At 54.1% G+C, this 18,144-nt stretch carries 16 protein-coding genes and 1 other annotated feature; of the genes, 15 read left to right on the top strand and 1 reads right to left on the bottom strand.

Annotated elements, in window-relative coordinates; genetic code table 11:
* Positions 1 to 15: 15 nt before the first annotated feature.
* Positions 16 to 1,026, bottom strand: a complete 1,011-nt coding sequence (locus I4V53_RS01740; protein WP_195983695.1) for an ABC transporter substrate-binding protein — start codon at positions 1,024 to 1,026, stop codon at positions 16 to 18.
* Between the two features lie 153 nt (positions 1,027 to 1,179).
* Positions 1,180 to 1,434: a binding site (T-box leader), on the bottom strand.
* A gap of 416 nt (positions 1,435 to 1,850) precedes the next feature.
* On the opposite strand from I4V53_RS01740, the gene I4V53_RS01735 reads away from it, so the two are divergent.
* The 15 genes from I4V53_RS01735 (at position 1,851) to I4V53_RS01665 (ending at position 17,925) form a co-directional block, all read left to right on the top strand.
* Complete coding sequence (locus tag I4V53_RS01735; protein ID WP_050698803.1) at positions 1,851 to 2,534, top strand: response regulator transcription factor; 684 nt, start codon at positions 1,851 to 1,853, stop codon at positions 2,532 to 2,534.
* Entirely contained in the window at positions 2,521 to 4,020 is a 1,500-nt protein-coding gene (locus tag I4V53_RS01730) for a sensor histidine kinase (RefSeq protein WP_286166985.1), read from the top strand. The genes I4V53_RS01735 and I4V53_RS01730 overlap by 14 nt, the downstream gene beginning before the upstream one ends.
* A 103-nt stretch (positions 4,021 to 4,123) precedes the next feature.
* Positions 4,124 to 5,083 carry an NAD(P)H-dependent glycerol-3-phosphate dehydrogenase gene (locus I4V53_RS01725; RefSeq protein ID WP_195983694.1) on the top strand — a complete coding sequence of 320 codons (960 nt, stop codon included), beginning with the start codon at positions 4,124 to 4,126 and terminating at the stop codon, positions 5,081 to 5,083.
* 108 nt (positions 5,084 to 5,191) lie between these two features.
* Positions 5,192 to 6,022, top strand: coding sequence for an Mrp/NBP35 family ATP-binding protein (locus I4V53_RS01720; protein ID WP_195983693.1), 831 nt, complete (start codon positions 5,192 to 5,194; stop codon positions 6,020 to 6,022).
* A 117-nt stretch (positions 6,023 to 6,139) separates the two neighbouring features.
* Positions 6,140 to 6,676 (top strand): HdeD family acid-resistance protein, encoded by a 537-nt coding sequence (locus I4V53_RS01715; protein WP_195983692.1) that lies wholly within the window; start codon positions 6,140 to 6,142, stop codon positions 6,674 to 6,676.
* A gap of 226 nt (positions 6,677 to 6,902) precedes the next feature.
* Entirely contained in the window at positions 6,903 to 7,391 is a 489-nt protein-coding gene (locus tag I4V53_RS01710) for a MarR family winged helix-turn-helix transcriptional regulator (RefSeq protein WP_207747813.1), read from the top strand.
* On the top strand, positions 7,388 to 9,616 hold the full coding sequence (locus I4V53_RS01705) for an ABC transporter ATP-binding protein (RefSeq protein ID WP_195983690.1): 2,229 nt from the start codon (positions 7,388 to 7,390) through the stop codon (positions 9,614 to 9,616). Before I4V53_RS01710 ends, I4V53_RS01705 begins: the two co-directional genes overlap by 4 nt.
* The gene (locus tag I4V53_RS01700; protein ID WP_195983689.1) at positions 9,613 to 11,520 is read left to right on the top strand and encodes an ABC transporter ATP-binding protein; all 1,908 of its coding nucleotides are present in this window, start codon (positions 9,613 to 9,615) and stop codon (positions 11,518 to 11,520) included. Before I4V53_RS01705 ends, I4V53_RS01700 begins: the two co-directional genes overlap by 4 nt.
* A 264-nt stretch (positions 11,521 to 11,784) precedes the next feature.
* Positions 11,785 to 13,599 carry a TasA family protein gene (locus I4V53_RS01695; RefSeq protein ID WP_195983688.1) on the top strand — a complete coding sequence of 605 codons (1,815 nt, stop codon included), beginning with the start codon at positions 11,785 to 11,787 and terminating at the stop codon, positions 13,597 to 13,599.
* 12 nt (positions 13,600 to 13,611) lie between these two features.
* The gene (locus I4V53_RS01690) at positions 13,612 to 14,601 is read left to right on the top strand and encodes a hypothetical protein (RefSeq protein WP_195983687.1); all 990 of its coding nucleotides are present in this window, start codon (positions 13,612 to 13,614) and stop codon (positions 14,599 to 14,601) included.
* A 164-nt stretch (positions 14,602 to 14,765) separates the two neighbouring features.
* Positions 14,766 to 15,116: a DRTGG domain-containing protein gene (locus tag I4V53_RS01685; protein WP_050698794.1), complete on the top strand. Its 351-nt coding sequence runs from the start codon at positions 14,766 to 14,768 to the stop codon at positions 15,114 to 15,116.
* Positions 15,113 to 15,556: an ATP-binding protein gene (locus I4V53_RS01680; protein WP_195983686.1), complete on the top strand. Its 444-nt coding sequence runs from the start codon at positions 15,113 to 15,115 to the stop codon at positions 15,554 to 15,556. Before I4V53_RS01685 ends, I4V53_RS01680 begins: the two co-directional genes overlap by 4 nt.
* Positions 15,557 to 15,558: 2 nt before the next feature.
* Positions 15,559 to 16,887: a [Fe-Fe] hydrogenase large subunit C-terminal domain-containing protein gene (locus I4V53_RS01675; RefSeq protein WP_195983685.1), complete on the top strand. Its 1,329-nt coding sequence runs from the start codon at positions 15,559 to 15,561 to the stop codon at positions 16,885 to 16,887.
* Positions 16,865 to 17,197: a DRTGG domain-containing protein gene (locus I4V53_RS01670; RefSeq protein WP_195983684.1), complete on the top strand. Its 333-nt coding sequence runs from the start codon at positions 16,865 to 16,867 to the stop codon at positions 17,195 to 17,197. The genes I4V53_RS01675 and I4V53_RS01670 overlap by 23 nt, the downstream gene beginning before the upstream one ends.
* Complete coding sequence (locus I4V53_RS01665; RefSeq protein ID WP_195983683.1) at positions 17,194 to 17,925, top strand: PHP domain-containing protein; 732 nt, start codon at positions 17,194 to 17,196, stop codon at positions 17,923 to 17,925. Before I4V53_RS01670 ends, I4V53_RS01665 begins: the two co-directional genes overlap by 4 nt.
* Positions 17,926 to 18,144 lie beyond the last annotated feature (219 nt).

Below are 18,144 nucleotides of genomic sequence, written 5' to 3'. Positions count from 1 at the left end.
GAACCTGCTTTCTGTTTATTTACTCAGTGCCGCCGCGTTTGCATATTCGGAGGGGAGGGAAAGCCCCAATGCCTTGAGGACCGACTCGTTGTAAACCGGCGCGTAGTCTTTTACCATGAAGACGGGCAGGTCGCTTGCCTTTGCTTCGCCCTTCAGAATCTGTGCGGCCATTTTGCCGGTTTCCTTGCCGAGCGCCACATAGTCGATGCCCATGGAGGCCAGGCAGCCGTTCTTGACCTGCTCCTCCTCAGAGCCAAAGACCGGGATGTTCGCCTCGTTGGCGGCCTGTAACACCGTTGAGAGGTTATCCACCACGTTGTTGTCGGTAAAATTGTTGATGCAGTCCACGCCCTTTGCAATCAGCGTCGCCGCGCCTGCCGCCACCTCGGAGGCGCTTGTCACGCCGACGTCGACAATCTCAAAGCCGTAATCCTTGACGATCTCTTTGATTTCTTTGAGCTGTGAGACGGAGTTCGGTTCGCTGGTGGTGTACAGGATGCCGATCTTATCTGCGTCCGGAAGAAACGCGCGGATCATCTGCACCTGCTGTTCCAGAGGAAGCACGTCGGAGGAACCGGTACAGTTGACGCCGGGCTTTTCATTGCTCTGTACGATGCCCGCCGCGACCGCGTCGGAAACGGCGGTGAACACCACCGGGATGTCCGTCGACTTAGCGGCGGCGTAGGCGCTCATAGCGGACGGCGTCGCGATGCCCGCGAGCAGGCTGTATTTTTTGGCAACCATATTTTTGGCGATCAGATCGCTGTTGGAAATGTCGTTCTGGGCGTTCTGGAAGTCGATCTCCAGGTTTTCTCCCTCTTTAAAGCCCGCCTCTTCCAGGCCCTGCACAAAACCGTTGTAGCAGTTATCCAGAGAAGGATGTGCGGCAAACTGAATCACGCCGATCTTGATTGTTTCGCTCTGGCCGCCGCTTTCGTTTCCGGCAGGGGCGCCGCATGCTATGCAGGCTGCCGCCAATAAGGCGCTCATCATCAGGACTGCTGCTTTTTTCAAAAGATGTTTCATCGTGAAATTCCTCCTAAAAGTTTCATGGGTTTATGTTGTTTGAGAAAATGTCCCGGAGACCGGGACGGAAGGATAGGGAACGCCAGCCATCAGCCAAGGACATCGCCTCCTGAATCATCAATTTGAGAAACAAAAAAGCCCTTGCCCCTGTAAAACAGGGACAAGAGCTGTAACTCCTGCGGTACCACCCGGATTGGCGAAATTTCGCCCGCTTTGTTCATGCACAGTGAAAATGCATGCTCCCCTGATAACGGGCGGAGTCCCCCGTCAAAAGCTACTAAGCGTAAACCGCCGTTCGTTTTGCCCTCCCAAGTCCATTCCGCCTGCTGCTTCCCGCCGCAATTCCACCGCCTGCGGCTCTCTGAATGGTTGCTGTGCCTGCGTACTACTCTCGGTCATCGGTTTGCCATGTTTTCTTTGTCTGCTATTATATGCCGCGGTTCCGCATTTGTCAAGCAGAGGGCGAAGTTTCCTCCGTGTGCGCGGGAAAAAACGGTTTCTGAAGTATCACCGCAGGTTTTCTATTTGCAAAAAAACTGCCGCCGGGAACCTATTTGTTGCAACGCAGCGGGGTACCATATTGTTTACCGGGAAATCAGCGGCGCTTCGCGCGAAAAACAGGCTTTTGCCGTACTTCTTTTGTCCGGTTTACCTCCACTTTATGTGTACCGAGCACTCTGACCGGATGTGGGAATCAAAACGGTAACCTTGCCCTTTTATCCGGTTTGTAGTACGATGGCATTACAGTAAAAAAACTCTTGCAACCGTCACAAAATCATCACAGTGGCATGCGACAATCAATGTAAATAAGGAGGAGTGAAGGCATGTATCGCATATTGGTAGTGGACGACGAGGATAAAATCCGCGAGTTGATTAAAAAATACGCCGTGTTTGAAGGGCACACCGTCACGGAGGCGAAGGACGGCATGGAGGCCGTCGGCATTTGCCGGGAACACCCGAACGAGTTTGACATCATCATCATGGACGTCATGATGCCGGAGCTGGACGGTTTTTCCGCCGTGCGGGAAATCCGCAAATCCAATTCCACGCCGGTCCTGATGCTCTCCGCGCGCGGCGAGGAATACGATAAAATCCACGGCTTTGAGCTGGGGATCGACGACTATGTGGTCAAGCCCTTTTCCCCAAAGGAGCTGATGATGCGCATCAACGCCATCATGAAGCGCGCCCAGCCCGCGCCGGACCAGCCGCAGAAGGAACAGGTCAGCTTTGAGGGCCTGACGATCGACTTTACGGGCCGCATTGTGACCATCGATGGGGAGAAGGCGGACCTTTCCCCCAAGGAGTACGACCTGCTGTTTTATTTTGCGCGCAACCGCAATATTGCCCTGACGCGCGAGAATCTGATCACCAACGTATGGGGCTATGATTTTTACGGCGATGACCGCACGTTGGACACGCATATTAAATTGCTGCGAAAAAGCCTGAAGCAATACAGCAAATTCATTGTAACGCTGAGGGGAGTTGGCTACCGTTTTGAAGTTTCGTGAGCATTGGGAACGGATAGAGGAGCGCTTCCACCACGGGCCGCATGGCCGGATCAGCATCAAATGGGGGCTGTTCAGCGGCTTTGCCATATTTGCGGCTGTGATTCTGGTGCTGCTGTGGGTGTTCCAGACCATGTTCCTGAACGATTTTTACCGGTTTATTAAAATACGGGAAATCAAGGATACCGCGCAGACCATTGAAAAGGGCATTAATTCCGACGACCTGGGTATGCAGCTGAGCAAGCTTTCCCAGAATAACCAGATCTGCATCATTGTATCGGATGAATACGGCGACCTGTTCTACTCGGAGGACGCCTCGCCGAGCTGCGTCATTCATCGCCTGAATCCGCTGCAGCGCGCGGCCATCTATATGCTGACGGACCGCAACGGCGGCACCTATTTTGAGACGTTCTTCAGCGACAATCTCAAAACGGCGCCGGATCTGCAGCGCCGTACGTACCGCGGGGAGGACCCCGACGCGCCGGAAAATATGATCTATACGTTTATTGCAGAAAGAGAAAACGGGCGCAAGCTGCTGGTGCTGCTGAACTCCACCATCTCGCCGGTCGGCGCGACGGTGCAGACGCTGCGCATCCAGCTGATGTGGATTACGGTGATCATGCTGGGTCTTGCGATTGCACTGGCGCTGTTCATGTCCAGAAGAATTTCCGGCCCGATTATCCAGATCAATTCCTCTGCAAAAGGGTTGGCACATGGCGACTACAACGTCGAGTTTCTGGAAAGGGGTTACCGGGAGATCGCGGAGCTGGGCATCACGCTCAACTATGCCGCAAAAGAGCTTTCCAAGGTGGAAACGCTGCGCCGCGACCTGATTGCCAACGTTTCCCACGATCTGCGCACGCCGCTGACCATGATCACGGGGTACAGCGAGGTCATGCGCGATTTGCCGGGTGAAAACACGCCGGAGAATGTGCAGGTTATCATCGACGAAGCCAACCGGTTGACGACGCTGGTCAATGATATGCTGGACCTGAGCAAGATGCAGTCCGGCACGCAGACGCTTTCCCGCAGCGTATATGATCTGACGGAAAGCATTCGCAATATCCTGAAGAGATATAATAAACTGACGGATTACAACATAAACTTTACCGCCGGGCGGAATGTGGAGGTCTATGCGGACGAGCTGAAAATCTCCCAGGTGGTGTACAACCTGGTCAACAACGCGCTGACATATACCGGCGCGGACAAATGCGTCTATGTGCGTCAGCTTGAGCTGGGCGGTAAGGTCCGCATTGAAGTGCGCGATACCGGGGAAGGCATCGCGCAGGATAAGCTCAAGGATATTTGGGAGCGCTATTATAAAGTGGACAAAGCCCATAAACGCGCGCAGGTCGGCACCGGTCTGGGACTTTCCATTGTCCGGACCATTCTGGATATGCACGGCGGCGCGTACGGCGTGCAGAGTGAAGAAGGCGTGGGAAGCACCTTCTGGTTTGAGCTGGATATGGAAAAGGAGCCCGAAATTTAAATACAATTCTGTTGTACAGTCCTCCAATATGGTATAATAAGGATATATTTCTATTTGAGGGGAGGCATCGCGCGGGCCGAAAGAAGCGCCCGCGCGTCTTTTTATGAATATATCGGTTATTGGATGCGGACGTTGGGGAAGTTTTCTGGCCTGGTATGCGGACCGGCTGCAGCATACGGTCGCCCTGTATGGACGGGATGGCTCCAAACGCTTTGAGGAATTGAAGGAAACACGGTCAAACGGTTTGGTAACCTTAGAAGATTCTGTACAGTTAACCAACGATTTGGGATGGGCGGTGCAGAACGCACAGATTTTAATTATTTCCATCGCGGCGCAGAGCCTGCGTATGCTGATGCAGCAGATGTCCGTGTTTGACCTGAACGACAAGGCAATTGTGCTCTGTATGAAAGGGCTGGAAGCCGATACAGGCAACCGCCTGACACAGATTGTGGAGCAATATGCGCCCAAAACGACGACGGTTTCCATTTGGGTGGGGCCTGGCCATGTACAGGACTTTACGGCGGGCATTCCCAATTGTATGGTGATCGACAGCCGTTCCCCGGAGGCAAAGGAGATGTTGGTCAAGACGTTTTCCAGCGACCTGATCCGGTTTTATTATGGCAGCGACCTCATCGGCAACGAGGTGGGGGCCGCGGCGAAGAACGTCATCGGCATCGCGGCCGGTATGCTGGATGGGCTGAACAAGACGGCTTTAAAGGGCGCGCTGATGGCGCGAGGCACACGGGAGGTGGCCCGGCTGATCAAGGCGATGGGCGGCAGCGAGATCACCGCTTACGGCCTTAGCCATTTGGGAGACTATCAGGCCACCATTTTTTCCGCGTACAGCCACAACCGCCGCTTTGGCGAGGCGTTTGTGCGTGGGGAGCCGTATGGAGAATTGGCGGAAGGTGTGGCCACGACGACCGCTCTGTTGCGCCTGAGCGAGCTGTACGGGGTGGAAATGCCCATCTGCCGCGCGGTCGACGCGGTGGTCAACCAGAAGGCGGAACCGAACCAGGTCTTGACGGACCTCTTCCTGCGAAGCCTGAAAAAAGAATTCTGACCGTTCCTTTCTTTGTTGACAAATTTGGTATAGTTTATTACAATAGAAAACACGTCCGGAAGATACGGGCGGATTTTTGCCGTGAGAGGCGATAAAGGAGATATCGGTATGAGTGAAAACTGTACGCACGATTGCAGCAGCTGTGGGGAAAATTGTTCCTCGCGCCAGTCCAATCCTGCGGATTTTCTGGAAAAACCAAATGCGATGAGCAGCATTAAAAAAGTGATCGGCGTTGTGAGCGGCAAGGGCGGCGTCGGTAAAAGCATGGTGACCTCCATGCTGGCGGTTCTGCTGAACCGCCGCGGCGCGCATACCGCGGTGCTGGATGCGGACATCACCGGCCCTTCCATTCCGAAGGCGTTCGGCGTGCATGAAAAAGCGATGGGCAGTGAGTTCGGCATTCTCCCCGCAAAGACCAAAACGGGCATCGACATCATGTCTGTCAATCTGCTGCTGGAGGACGAGAGCGCGCCGGTCGTGTGGCGCGGCCCGATCATCGCCAACACGGTCAAGCAGTTCTGGACGGATGTGATTTGGACGGATGTGGACTATATGTTTGTGGACATGCCTCCCGGAACCGGCGACGTGCCGCTGACGGTGTTCCAGAGCATTCCGCTGGACGGCATTGTGATCGTCACCTCGCCGCAGGAGCTGGTATCCATGATCGTTGCAAAAGCGGTCAATATGGCGAAGATGATGAACGTGCCGATCATCGGCATCGTGGAGAATATGAGCTATGTCAAATGTCCGGACTGCGACAAGGAAATTAAAATATTCGGCGACAGCCATGTGGAGCAGACGGCGGAAACCTTTGGCCTGAAGGTGCTTGGCAAGCTGCCGATCGATCCGGAGGTCGCGAAGAACTACGACGCCGGACTGGCGGAGCTGGTCAACGCGGACTGGCTGGACAGCGCCGCGGACGCAGTGGAGGCCCTTTAAGCTGTTTTTTCAAAATCGCCCTGATTTTTACAAAAATCGGGGCGATTTTCGTTTCTTTTTTATAGATGGTAGGGTATAATAGAACATAAAGTACATTTTGAGATAAGAGGGGTTTATATGAAACAAGGGGTTTCCAAAACGCTTTGGCTGATTTCCGGGATTGTGTTGATTTTTGCGGGGGTGCTGGCGATCATCGCGCCAACGTCCATCATCCTGTCCCTGACCATCGTATTCGGACTTGCCATGCTGATCACCGGACTGGCGGAAATTGGCATTTATGTATTTGCGCGCAGTGCGATGTACGGCGTCGGATGGCTGTTGGCAAACGGAATCCTGACCGCTCTGCTGGGCCTGTTTGTCATGTGCAACCAGGTGGTGACGGAAACCATCATTCCCTATATTTTCGGACTATGGGTTGTGTTTTCCGGCGTGCTTCGTCTGGTCGATGGGCTGGACCTCAAAAAGTTCGGTGTGAAGGGCTGGTTCTGGATGGCTCTGGTGGGTGCGGCGTGCATCCTTTTGGGCTTTATCTCGTTCATCCGTCCGGTGATTGCGATCAACATCATCGGCGTCATGATGGGTGTGATTTTCCTGCTGCAGGGGGCGGCGGCGCTCTTTATGTGGTGGTTCGAAAACCGGCTGAAAATAGATTGAAAAATAGCGCGCGGGCGGAACCTGTATTTCAGGTTCCGCCCTTTTTTACTGTGTGAAGGTTCTGTTAATTATTTGTGAAGAGTCTGCGGGTTCGCTTGACAAAGAGCAAAAAAGGCTTATAATCATACATTATTCATAGTATTAACTATTTATGGATGCAATGGTTAAGAGGAAACCGGTTTAAAAAGCCGTACAGTGGGGAAGCATTGAAGGAGGATTTTTACAGATGGGACCGTGTGATAGTCGATTGTTGGAGTTGTTTTGGCGCTATCGCAGCGTCAGGCCGTTCCTCTCCCAGACAGAAGGACTGCCCATGAGTGCGTTTTTTATGATGCATGGCATTGCGCTTTGCGGAAAGGGCCAGGAGGAAAACGGGGAAGAGACCGGTGTGCGTATTTCCGAGATCAGCCGGCGGACCAATATGTCGATGCCTGCCGTGTCTCAGATGCTGAATTCGCTGGAGGGCAAGGGCCTTGTGGTCCGCAGTATGACAAAGAACGACCGGCGCGCCGTATTTGTGTCTCTCACCCCCACGGGGAAAGCCCTGCTGGGGGAAGCGCGGGAGGACCTGTTTGCCACCATGGAAGAAGTGGAGCGGCGGATGGGCAAGGAGGAGACGGATCAGCTGATTCAGCTCTCCACGCGGCTGTTTGACATTATGGATGAGATGAGAGACCAGAAAAAATCAGAGGGAAAGGGTGAATCCACTCGATGAGAAGACTAGCAAGGTACTTAAAGCCGTATATCTGGCCCATTATAGCGTGTGTGCTGCTGCTGTTCGGCCAGGCAATGTGCGACCTGAACCTGCCGAACCTGATGTCCAATATTGTCAATGTTGGCATTCAGCAGGGCGGCATAGAGGACAGAGCGCCGCAAGCCATCAGTGAAAACGGCTATACGCTGATCAAGACCTTTATGACAGCGGAAGAGCAGGACCGGATGGACGGCGCATATCAGAAGATTGACGCCGGCAGCGCGGAGGCGGAAGATTACCGTTCTGCTTATCCGGCGCTAGCTTCCACAGACATTTATGTGCTTCGTGCGGAATCGCCGGAGCAGGTGCAGCAGCTGGCCGACGCGTATGAGAAAAGCGTCATGACCTTCTCCAATGTGATGAGGGGTGCGAACGAACAGGGGGACGTGGAGCTGTCCGCCGATAAGATGAGTTTGCACGACCTCGATTTCACAGAGCTATACCGTGCGCTTCCCATGCTGGAGCAGCTGCCGGAGGAATCGGTCCAGCAGGCGCGTAAGCTGGCGGAGGCCTCTCAGAGCGCAATGGGCGGGCAGATGGGCGTCGCCATGACGCGCGAATTTTACAGGGAACTGGGCGTGGATGTGAACCAGATCCAGAGCAATTACATCCTGAAAACCGGCCTGTTCATGCTGCTGCTGACGCTGGCCGGCGCGGTTGCAACGATCTGTGTGGGCCTGCTGGCGGCGCGGGTTGCGGCGGGCACGGCGAAAAACCTCCGCCGGGATGTGTTCCGCAAGGTTGAAAGCTTTTCAAACGACGAGTTCGATCAGTTTTCCACAGCGTCTCTGATCACGCGCACGACCAACGATGTGACGCAGGTGCAGATGCTGCTGATTCTGGGCCTGCGCATGATCTGCCTGGCGCCCATTATGGGCATCGGCGGTATTTTGATGGCGCTGAACAAGAGCGTTTCCATGAGCTGGATCATCGCACTGGGCGTGCTCATCCTGATCGGCATTGTGGTGGTGGTATTTTCCATTGTCACGCCGAAGTTTAAGATTGTGCAGAAGCTGGTCGACAAGCTGAATCTGGTCACCCGGGAAAACCTCAGCGGTATGATGGTCATCCGTGCGTTCGGTACGCAGAAGTTTGAAGAGGAACGCTTTGAGAAGGCCAATAAAGACCTCACCAGCACGAACCTGTTTGTCAACCGTGTGATGGTCGCCATGATGCCCGCCATGATGTTTATGATGAATGTGGTTTCCCTGCTGATTGTCTGGGTGGGCGGCCACCAGATCGAACAGTCCATGATGCAGGTGGGCGACATGATGGCGTTCATGCAGTACGCCATGCAGGTGATCATGTCCTTCCTGATGATCTCCATGATGTTCATTATGGTGCCGCGTGCGGCGGTTTCCGGCGGCCGTATCGCAGAGGTGCTGGAGACGGAGCCGACGGTCCGCGACGCGGAGCAGCCGGTACGCCTGAAGGGGAGAGCAAAGGGGAAGATTGAATTCCGTGACGTCAGCTTCCGCTACAGCAACGCCGAGGACGACGTGCTGCAGGACATCAGCTTTACGGCCCTGCCGGGGCAGACCACCGCGTTTATTGGTTCCACCGGGTCCGGCAAATCGACGCTGATCAATTTGATTCCGCGCTTTTACGACGTGACCTCCGGTAAAATTTTGCTGGACGGCGTGGATGTCCGTAAAATCCCCCAGCATGAGCTGCGGGAGAACATTGGATATGTGCCGCAGAAAGGCATATTGTTCTCCGGAGATATCGCATCCAATCTGCGCTACGGCAGCCCGGATGCGACGGACCGGGAGATTGAACGCTCCGCCGAGGTGGCGCAGGCCGCGGAATTCATTCAGAATATGCCGGACGGCCTGCACACGGATATTTCACAGGGAGGCACCAACGTCTCCGGCGGGCAGAAACAGCGCCTGTCGATCGGCCGTGCGCTGACAAAACGGGCGCCTGTCTATATTTTTGACGACAGTTTTTCCGCGCTCGACTTTAAGACCGACGCCGCCCTGCGCCGCGCGTTGAAAAAGGATACCGGCGATTCCACTGTGCTGATCGTTGCCCAGCGCGTCAGCACCATCATGGACGCCGAACAGATTATTGTGCTGGACGAAGGCAAAATTGTGGGGATCGGCACCCATAAGGAACTGATGCGGACCTGCGGGACGTACCAGGAAATCGCCCGTTCCCAGCTTTCAGAGGAGGAATTGGCATGAGCAGTCCGATGAAAGCCCAGACGCCCAAAAGACACGGCCCGTTTGGCGGCGGGCGTGGACCGGTGGGAGCGCCTACGGAAAAGGCAAAGGATTTCAAAGGCAGTATGGGGAAGCTGCTGCGGTATCTTGGACGGTATAAAATCCGCGTCGCCGTTGTGCTGGTATTCGCCATGCTGTCCACCGTATTTATGATCGTGGGCCCGAAAATCCTGGGCACCGCGACCACGGAAATGTTTAACGGCATTATGGGGAAAATTGCGGGTACCGGGACCGGCATCGACTTTGGGCGCATCCTGCAGATTCTCCTGTTTCTGCTGACGCTGTACCTGATCAGCCTGGCGTTCTCCTATATTCAGAGCTGGGTCATGACGGGCGTCTCCATGTGTGTGACGTACAATCTGCGCAACGACATCATGAAAAAGATCAACCGGATGCCGCTCAACTATTTTGATACCACCAGCCACGGCGAGGTGCTCTCCCGCGTGACAAACGACGTGGATACGCTGAGCCAGACGCTGAACCAGAGCATCACGCAGATCATCACCTCGGTGACGACCATCGTGGGCATCCTGATTATGATGTTTTCCATCAGCTGGCAGCTGACGCTGGTTGCGCTGTGCATCATCCCGGTTTCTCTGATTTTTATCCTGCAGATTGTCAAGCGTTCCCAGAAATATTTTGCGGCGCAGCAGGAATATCTGGGCCATGTCAACGGCCATGTTGAGGAAATGTACGGCGGGCACATGGTGATGAAAGCGTTTAACGGCGAAGAGGCCTCCGTACAGGAATTTGACGCTTATAATGAAACCCTGTTCCACTCCGCGTGGAAGTCGCAGTTCCTCTCCGGCCTGATGATGCCGGTGATGAACTTTGTTGCCAACGTGGGCTATGTGGTCGTCTGCATCATCGGCGGCTGGCTGGCCTCCGGCGGCCGTCTGGATGTGGGCGGCATCCAGGCGTTTATCCAGTATGTGCGCCAGTTTACCCAGCCGATCACGCAGGTTGCCAACATCAGCAATATTTTGCAGCAGACTGCGGCGGCGGCGGAGCGCGTGTTTGAATTCCTGGAAGAGCCGGAAGAAACGCCTGACGCGCCGGTTGTGCATATCAACGACGATGACACCGTGCCGGACACGGACAGCCTGATTCACATCCATGGCAGCGTGCAGTTTGCGCATGTCAAATTTGGATACAATGCCAATAAGACGATCATCAACGATTTCAGCGCCAATATTCTGCCGGGTCAGAAGGTGGCGATCGTCGGCCCCACGGGCGCCGGAAAGACCACCATGGTGAAGCTGCTGATGCGCTTCTACGATGTCAACGAGGGCGCGATTCTGGTCGACGGCTACGATATCCGCAATTTCTCCCGCAGCGAGCTGCGCTCCATCTTTGGCATGGTGCTGCAGGATACCTGGCTCTACAACGGCACCATCCGCGAAAATATCCGCTACGGCAGGCTGGACGCGGACGACGACGAGGTGAAAGCGGCGGCGAAGGCCGCGCAGGTGCACCACTTTGTGCGCACTCTGCCGGGCGCTTACGATATGGTGCTTAATGAGGAGGCCAGCAACGTTTCCCAGGGGCAGAAGCAACTGCTGACCATTGCGCGTGCGATCCTGTCCGATCCGAAGATTCTCATCCTGGATGAAGCGACCAGCTCCGTCGACACCCGCACGGAAGTGCTGATCCAAAAGGCGATGGATAACCTGATGAAGGGCCGCACCAGCTTTGTGATTGCACACCGGCTGTCCACGATCCGTGACGCCGACCTGATTCTCTGCATGAAAGACGGCGATATTGTGGAGCAGGGCACGCACGATGAGCTGATGGCAAAGAACGGTTTCTATGCGAATCTGTATAACAGCCAGTTTGAAAAGGTTTCCGCGGCGCCGGAAGAATAAGCGGGAAAACATCCGCTGTACAGAGCGGTAATTTCCTTATCATCATACAAAAAGGGCTTATCGAAAGATAAGCCCTTTTTTGCGTGAAAAACGGTTTCATATAATATCGACTGTTTCTAGTCATTTTTTATAAAATAATTAGGATAATTTTACGTGCATTTTTCTGAGGTGTGTGGTATAATACAAAAACAAGAAAAAGATATGACAAAATATGGTATATCCTGCGCCCGCTTGTAACATATAAATAAAAGGAGAAGACCAAACATGAAAAGAAGCAGAATTATTTTGTCGGGTGTCTCCGTGCTGTTGGTGCTGAGCCTGTTGATCGGAGGCACGATGGCATGGTTTACCGACACGGAAAAAGTCAACGCAAATTTTTCCGCCGGCGTGCTGGACATCACTGTAAAACCGGACATTGAAAATCAGGCAACCCTGGAATTTAAAAATCTGCGCCCTATGAAATATGGAAACTTTGAAAACGAGCTGAATCCGGCGGGCGGTGACAACCAGGTAGACGCGAATGGGATGAACGTCAGCGATTTTGCCCCGCATCCCGTCTATTTCCAGCCGGTCAAGATCACCAACGACGGCACGCTGCCCACGAAGGTGGATATTTCCGTCAATCTGGGCGATCCGTGTAAAGAGGGCGAGGAGAATACCAACCTGAGCGAAGATGGCGAAACGGTTCGCTGGGACAAGGAGCACAGGGTTGCCTGTGCAAACGGCCTGGAAAAAGTCCTGAAGATTTTTATCTACAAGAATACCGGCACGAGCTGGGAAAGAATCAAGGACGTCAACCTGAACAAGTATTATGACGATGCGGTCGCTGATCCGGGTACGCTGGCAACAGATAACACGGAGCCGGAAACAAAGACCGTCTACACCACGGCGATGCTTCCGGCGGGCGGCGATGAAACCTATGTCATCGCGGGCTATCTGCCGGAAACGGTGGGCAACGACTATCAGGGCAGGCACTATCACGCGGACCTGATGTTCAACGCGTATCAAATAGACGAGGGCGCGAGCGGCGGCGCTCCCGACGTGGACTCGGACCGGTTTAAGGACAATGTGAAAATTGAATGGCGCGAGGGCGGCCAGACGGGTGAACTGGCTGCCAGCAGGTTCATTACATTGAAAAGCAGCGCCGATGTTTCTGCGGCGGATTACGCTGCGCCGGCCGGGTATGTTTACGATCCGGAAAATCAGGTAAAGGCTGTAACGGTTGATGAAGAAACCGGTCTGGCCGTGCCTGCCGTCATCATTTTCACGGTAGAGAAGGGGGACCCCGGCTTTTCCGGAGGCGACGGCACGGAGGACAACCCTTTCCTGATTATGAACAAGCGGCAGTTTAATAAAATCCGCGATTACAGCGATAAGTTCTTCGTTTTGGGCGCTGACATTGCGCTTGGCAGCGATTACGTCCCCACCCAGTCCATCAGCGGCGGACTGAACGGCGAGTACAAAGGCGCCAGATACACGGTCAGCTATACCATAAACGGTGTGGACAACTTGGGCCTGTTTGTAAATAACACGGGCGTTTTGAAAAACCTGACCCTTGAAGGAACTATTAACAGCAGCGGCAACGGTGTGGGGTCCATCGCTGTCGTCAATGCCGGAACCATTGAAAACTGTGCTTCTTCTGTCAATATCAACGGTACCCTGCGCACGGATGAGGCGATGGAAGCGAATGAAGGAAAAAACTGCTACTTCGGCGGGCTTGTTTCTACAAACACGGTGGATGCGGCGCTCAAAGCTTGCAGCTATACCGGTTCAATCAACGCGGATTTGACGCAATATGAAGCGATATTGGCAGACCATCATTCGTGCTATATGCACCTTGGCGGCCTGGCTGTGGTGAATGCCGGCGCAATTGAAGATTGTTCGCTGACGGCCCCGGAAGACGGTGCAAACGTGCGCGGCGTGTGCTGCGTGGGCGGGATCGTTTCCGAGAACAAGTCCACCGGTGTCATCCGGAACATTACAACAACCGGTCATACAGCCGGATATCTGGTTGCGGAGGACGAAGGCAGACTGTTTAACAGTCAGACAATTGTCAAAAATGATGGGATATATGAATAAGGAGGACGCATCATGAAATTTGCAGGTAACAAAAGACGGAAACGCTTTCTTGCAGTTGGTCTGGTTGTAGCGCTGATCGTGACTGCGTTTTCTATCGTTGCGGCGGCCCAGACAAGAGCTTCACAGAAAACGACCACCGTTACCATTCGGTGGACAACGGCGTTGGCGCCGGACGCGTCCGCGACCTTGAAAACGGATAAACCCGCAACTTATAATGGATACCCGGTTACTTACTCCACACGATATGGCGCTCCGTTCATTACAATTGATTTGGGCGAATATAACGTCAGCTTGGACGAGTTTCAGATTCCGTCCCTCAGCACTTTTTGTGATCTTCAAGGCACCTCTGCGGTGGACTATGTATCCACCCACAGCGGAGACAAAAAAGAGGGACAAAATCTGTTACTCTTCAATGGTGGCAATGAACTGGTCTACTACCTGAAGGGAAGTGCGGAACCGGAAAAGAAAACCGCAACCGTGCATGTCTATGGCCGCGGAGAGGCTGGCGCGTGGACAGGCCCCACGCAGAGCAACCCAAGAACCTATACGGTAGAGTTGGATCAATCGTCCGGTTATGGGGATTTTACCCTTCCAGCGCTTGCGTCTGCGGGATTTTCCATTACGGACCCCAGCGTGAAGTTTGCCCATTGTACCACTCCGAATGGCGCACAGCAGCCGGGGACGTCCATCCGTTTGACGGAAGGAACCTATTCTGTGATTTATGAGTTCCAGAAGAAGGCGCCGTCTGAGATCGAAAAGGACTTTATGGTTCAGTTTGTCGATTCAGACGGAACTGTGATTCCCGATTTGTCTTATACGCTCCATTTTCAGACGTACGGAACAAAAGTGATCGACGACGATCTTGTGTACCAGTATCTCGCGGAAAAAAGCTACATACCCAATCCCAAAGAGCAATCCTACAGGGTGACGTATTCCGGTGACGGTACATTTGACCCGCAGGAAGTAAAATTCCAGGTTACTGCGGTGAGCACGTATCACTGATTGGCAATTTTAAGAAAGGCTCCGGCAGGCGATTCTTCTAAAATCGTCTGCCGGGGCCTCCTTTTTGTTGTTTCCTTTTCTGTGATATGTTATAATAAAAATGCATAAAATTTAGAATGCCGTATCCAAAAACATTGTATAGGATGAAATGGGAGGAAAGTTCTATGACAGTACGCGACGTAGTACAAATTCTAAAGGCGGAGATCCTTGCGGAAGGGGATTTGGACGTGGAAGTGCGCACAGCGTGCGGAAGCGATATGATGAGCGACGTTCTGGCCTTTGTAAAGGACCAGTCCGTCCTGCTGACGGGCCTGACCAACCCGCAGGTGGTGCGCACGGCGGAGATGATGGACATGCACTGTATCATCTTTGTGCGCGGCAAGGAGGTTGACGATACCATCCTGGAGCTGGCGAAAGAAAAGGATATGACGGTGCTGCGCACGCCCTACCGGATGTTCACCGCGTGCGGCCTGCTTTATACAAATGGATTGTCAGGGGGATGTGACGTTACATGAGTACCCTGCATTTTGATTATGTAGTCCCCGGGGACGATTTCACCCAGGCGGGTGCGGCGTCCAGCGACGTCAAAAAGAAGCTGAAAAAGATTGGCTGCAGCGCGGATGTGATCCGCCGTGTCGCGATCGCCATGTATGAGGGAGAGATCAACATGGTGATTCACGCGGGCGGCGGCATGGCGCATGTGGATATTGGCCCGGATGAAATCTATGTGGCGCTGGAGGATCATGGGCCCGGCATCAAGGATGTGAGCAAAGCCATGCAGGAGGGCTGGTCTACCGCACCGGACAATGTGCGTTCTCTGGGATTCGGCGCGGGCATGGGTTTGCCTAATATAAAAAAGTATTCCGACGTTTTGAAGATAGACACCGAGGTCGGCAAGGGGACGACCTTACATATGACTGTTTTCACGGATCGGAGCAAAGCAGGCGGTGATTAATTTTGGATAAGTTTTTCCATTCCGTCATTTTGGACAAGGATAAATGCATGGGATGTACCAACTGTATCAAGCGCTGCCCCACAGAGGCGATCCGCGTGCGCGACGGCAAGGCGCTGATCCTTTCAGAGCGCTGCATCGACTGCGGCGAGTGCATCCGGGTCTGCCCGCATCACGCCAAGCGCGCAAAATTCGATCATCTGAATCTGTTGGACGGCTACGAGTATAAAATTGCCCTTCCTGCCCCCGCGCTGTTCGGGCAGTTCAACAATCTGGACGACATCGACATCGTGCTCACCGGTTTAAAGGCCTTCGGCTTTGACGAGGTGTACGAGGTGTCCCGCAGTGCGGAGCTCATTTCCGACGCGACGCGCAAGCTGATGCAGAAAGGCGTTCTGGAGCGTCCTGTCATCAGTTCGGCATGCCCGGCGGTGGTGCGCCTGATCCGTGTGCGCTTCCCGGACCTCTGCTCCCATGTACTGCCGCTGAATTCTCCCATGGAGACGGCGGCGCGCATTGTCAAGAAGGAAGCAGCGAAGAAGACGGGGCTTCCGCTCGAAAAGATCGGGGCGTTTTTTATTACGCCCTGCCCGGCAAAGGTCACAGATACCAAATGCCCGATCAATTCCAAAACATCGTATGTCGACGGTGCCATTGCCATCAGCGAGATTTTCCCGACGCTGGTGGAAAAGATGGAGCACGCGGATACGGTGGAACCAATGATGCAGTCCGGGGTAATCGGCGTTGGCTGGGCGTCCAGCGGCGGCGAATCCGCCGCGCTGCTCAACGATAAATATCTGGCGGCGGATGGCGTGGACAATGTGATCCGCGTGCTGGAGGAGCTGGAAGACGAGCGCATCAAGGAGCTGGACTTCATCGAACTGAACGCCTGTGCGGGCGGCTGTGTCGGCGGCGTGCTCTGCGTGGAAAACGCGTATGTGGCAAAGGCGCGATTGCAGCGGCTGCGCCGCTATCTGCCGGTATCGCAGAACCATTTGGAAGGGGACGTTCCGCCCTGCATGCAGTGGCAGGACAACCTGGAATTTGCACCGGTGCTCAAGCTCTCCGACAACATGGAGGAGGCGCTGCGCATGATGGCAGAAATGGACGAGATCGCCGCGCGGCTTCCGGGGTTGGACTGCGGTTCCTGCGGCGCACCCACCTGCCGTTCCTTTGCGGAGGACGTAGTGAAGGGTGCGGCAAAAGAAAACGAATGCATCTTTGTACTGCGGGAAGAGATCAAGCATGTGGCCCAGGCGCTGTCCTCCATGGGCGGCTTTGTGCCGGGGCACAATAAGGAGGACGGGTCTGATGACGGTAAAAGAACTGTGTGAAAAGCTGGACTTGAAACGGTTGGTAGAAGAGGATCTTTCGCGTGAGGTGACAGGCGGCTATACAGGCGATCTGCTCAGTTGGGTAATGGCGCGCCTGCCTGCGGATGCGGCCTGGTTCACGGTGATGGGCAACGTCAACGCCATTGCGGTCGCGTCTCTGGCGGACGCGGCGTGTATCGTCCTTACGGACAACGCGGGGCTCGACGAGGACGCGCGGCAGCGTGCGGAGCAGCAGGGGATCGTTGTGCTGAGCAGTGAGAAGAACAGCTATGAGCTGGGCGCGCGGCTGGCGGAGCTGCTCAAAGGATGAAGGCGTTTTATGATCTTCATCTGCATTCCTGTCTGTCTCCCTGCGGCGACGATGATATGACGCCCTGCAACCTGGTGAACATGGCGAAACTGCTGGGTTACGACATCATCGCTCTCACGGATCACAACACCTGCCGGAATACGCCCGCGGCGGTCCAGGCAGGAGAAGCGGCGGGGCTGGTGGTAGTGCCGGGCATGGAACTTTGCACGGAGGAAGAGGCGCATGTGGTCTGCCTGTTTCCGGATGTGCCTGCCGCGCAGGCCTTTGAGGCTTATGTGCAGGAAAAAAGCTATCCCATCCAAAACAAGCCGGAAATCTTTGGCCATCAATATGTGATGGATGCGGAGGACCATATCCTCAACGAGGAAAAGCGCCTGCTGATCAACGCGACGCAGATCAGTGTCAACCGCGTCTATTGGGAAGCGGTGCGGTTTGGCGGGACGGCGTTTCCCGCGCATGTGGATAAGACTGCGTACAGTGTCATTGCATCCCTGGGCGCGATTCCGCCGGAAGCTGGATTTCGCACGGCGGAAATTAGTTTTAACGGTGTTCTGGAAAAGCTGTTGAAAACCAATCCGGAGCTTACAGCGTTGAGACATTTGCACAATTCTGACGCCCATTATCTGGAACATATGCGGGATCCTTCGTGCAGCTTGGAGCTGCCATCATGTTCTGCAAGAGATTTGATTCAGCTTTTGAACGAGGTGAAGGGCGATCAGGAGAGGTAAAACAATCAAACCTGTTAAAAATATAACAAAATACCGGCAAAACCAGCAGAATGGGCGGCGCTACAAAGGACAATTGATAAAATTATAACAAACAAATGAATTTCCCATGGAAAAAAAGCAAGGAATCATGAAAATTTAGTAGAAAATGTAGATTTTAGTCGTGCATTATGCTATAATTATTAACAATGCATATGGGGCGTTCTGTCCGAATTATTAATG

The organism is Clostridium sp. D33t1_170424_F3 (genome assembly GCF_015667585.1).
GTDB lineage: Bacteria > Bacillota > Clostridia > Oscillospirales > Acutalibacteraceae > Anaeromassilibacillus.
Note: the sequence above shows the minus strand (reverse complement) of the source record. Positions and strands in the feature narration are given on the sequence as shown.

Excerpts from the sequence above, each read along its gene's own strand:
- I4V53_RS01740 (WP_195983695.1), bottom strand. The coding sequence starts at position 1,026 with ATGAAACATCTTTTGAAAAAAGCAGCAGTCCTGATGATGAGCGCCTTA.
- I4V53_RS01705 (WP_195983690.1), top strand. The coding sequence starts at position 7,388 with ATGAGAAGACTAGCAAGGTACTTAAAGCCGTATATCTGGCCCATTATA.
- I4V53_RS01685 (WP_050698794.1), top strand. The coding sequence starts at position 14,766 with ATGACAGTACGCGACGTAGTACAAATTCTAAAGGCGGAGATCCTTGCG.
- I4V53_RS01700 (WP_195983689.1), top strand. The coding sequence starts at position 9,613 with ATGAGCAGTCCGATGAAAGCCCAGACGCCCAAAAGACACGGCCCGTTT.
- I4V53_RS01680 (WP_195983686.1), top strand. The coding sequence starts at position 15,113 with ATGAGTACCCTGCATTTTGATTATGTAGTCCCCGGGGACGATTTCACC.
- I4V53_RS01725 (WP_195983694.1), top strand. The coding sequence starts at position 4,124 with ATGAATATATCGGTTATTGGATGCGGACGTTGGGGAAGTTTTCTGGCC.
- I4V53_RS01720 (WP_195983693.1), top strand. The coding sequence starts at position 5,192 with ATGAGTGAAAACTGTACGCACGATTGCAGCAGCTGTGGGGAAAATTGT.
- I4V53_RS01695 (WP_195983688.1), top strand. The coding sequence starts at position 11,785 with ATGAAAAGAAGCAGAATTATTTTGTCGGGTGTCTCCGTGCTGTTGGTG.
- I4V53_RS01670 (WP_195983684.1), top strand. The coding sequence starts at position 16,865 with ATGACGGTAAAAGAACTGTGTGAAAAGCTGGACTTGAAACGGTTGGTA.
- I4V53_RS01665 (WP_195983683.1), top strand. The coding sequence starts at position 17,194 with ATGAAGGCGTTTTATGATCTTCATCTGCATTCCTGTCTGTCTCCCTGC.
- I4V53_RS01690 (WP_195983687.1), top strand. The coding sequence starts at position 13,612 with ATGAAATTTGCAGGTAACAAAAGACGGAAACGCTTTCTTGCAGTTGGT.
- I4V53_RS01735 (WP_050698803.1), top strand. The coding sequence starts at position 1,851 with ATGTATCGCATATTGGTAGTGGACGACGAGGATAAAATCCGCGAGTTG.
- I4V53_RS01715 (WP_195983692.1), top strand. The coding sequence starts at position 6,140 with ATGAAACAAGGGGTTTCCAAAACGCTTTGGCTGATTTCCGGGATTGTG.
- I4V53_RS01710 (WP_207747813.1), top strand. The coding sequence starts at position 6,903 with ATGGGACCGTGTGATAGTCGATTGTTGGAGTTGTTTTGGCGCTATCGC.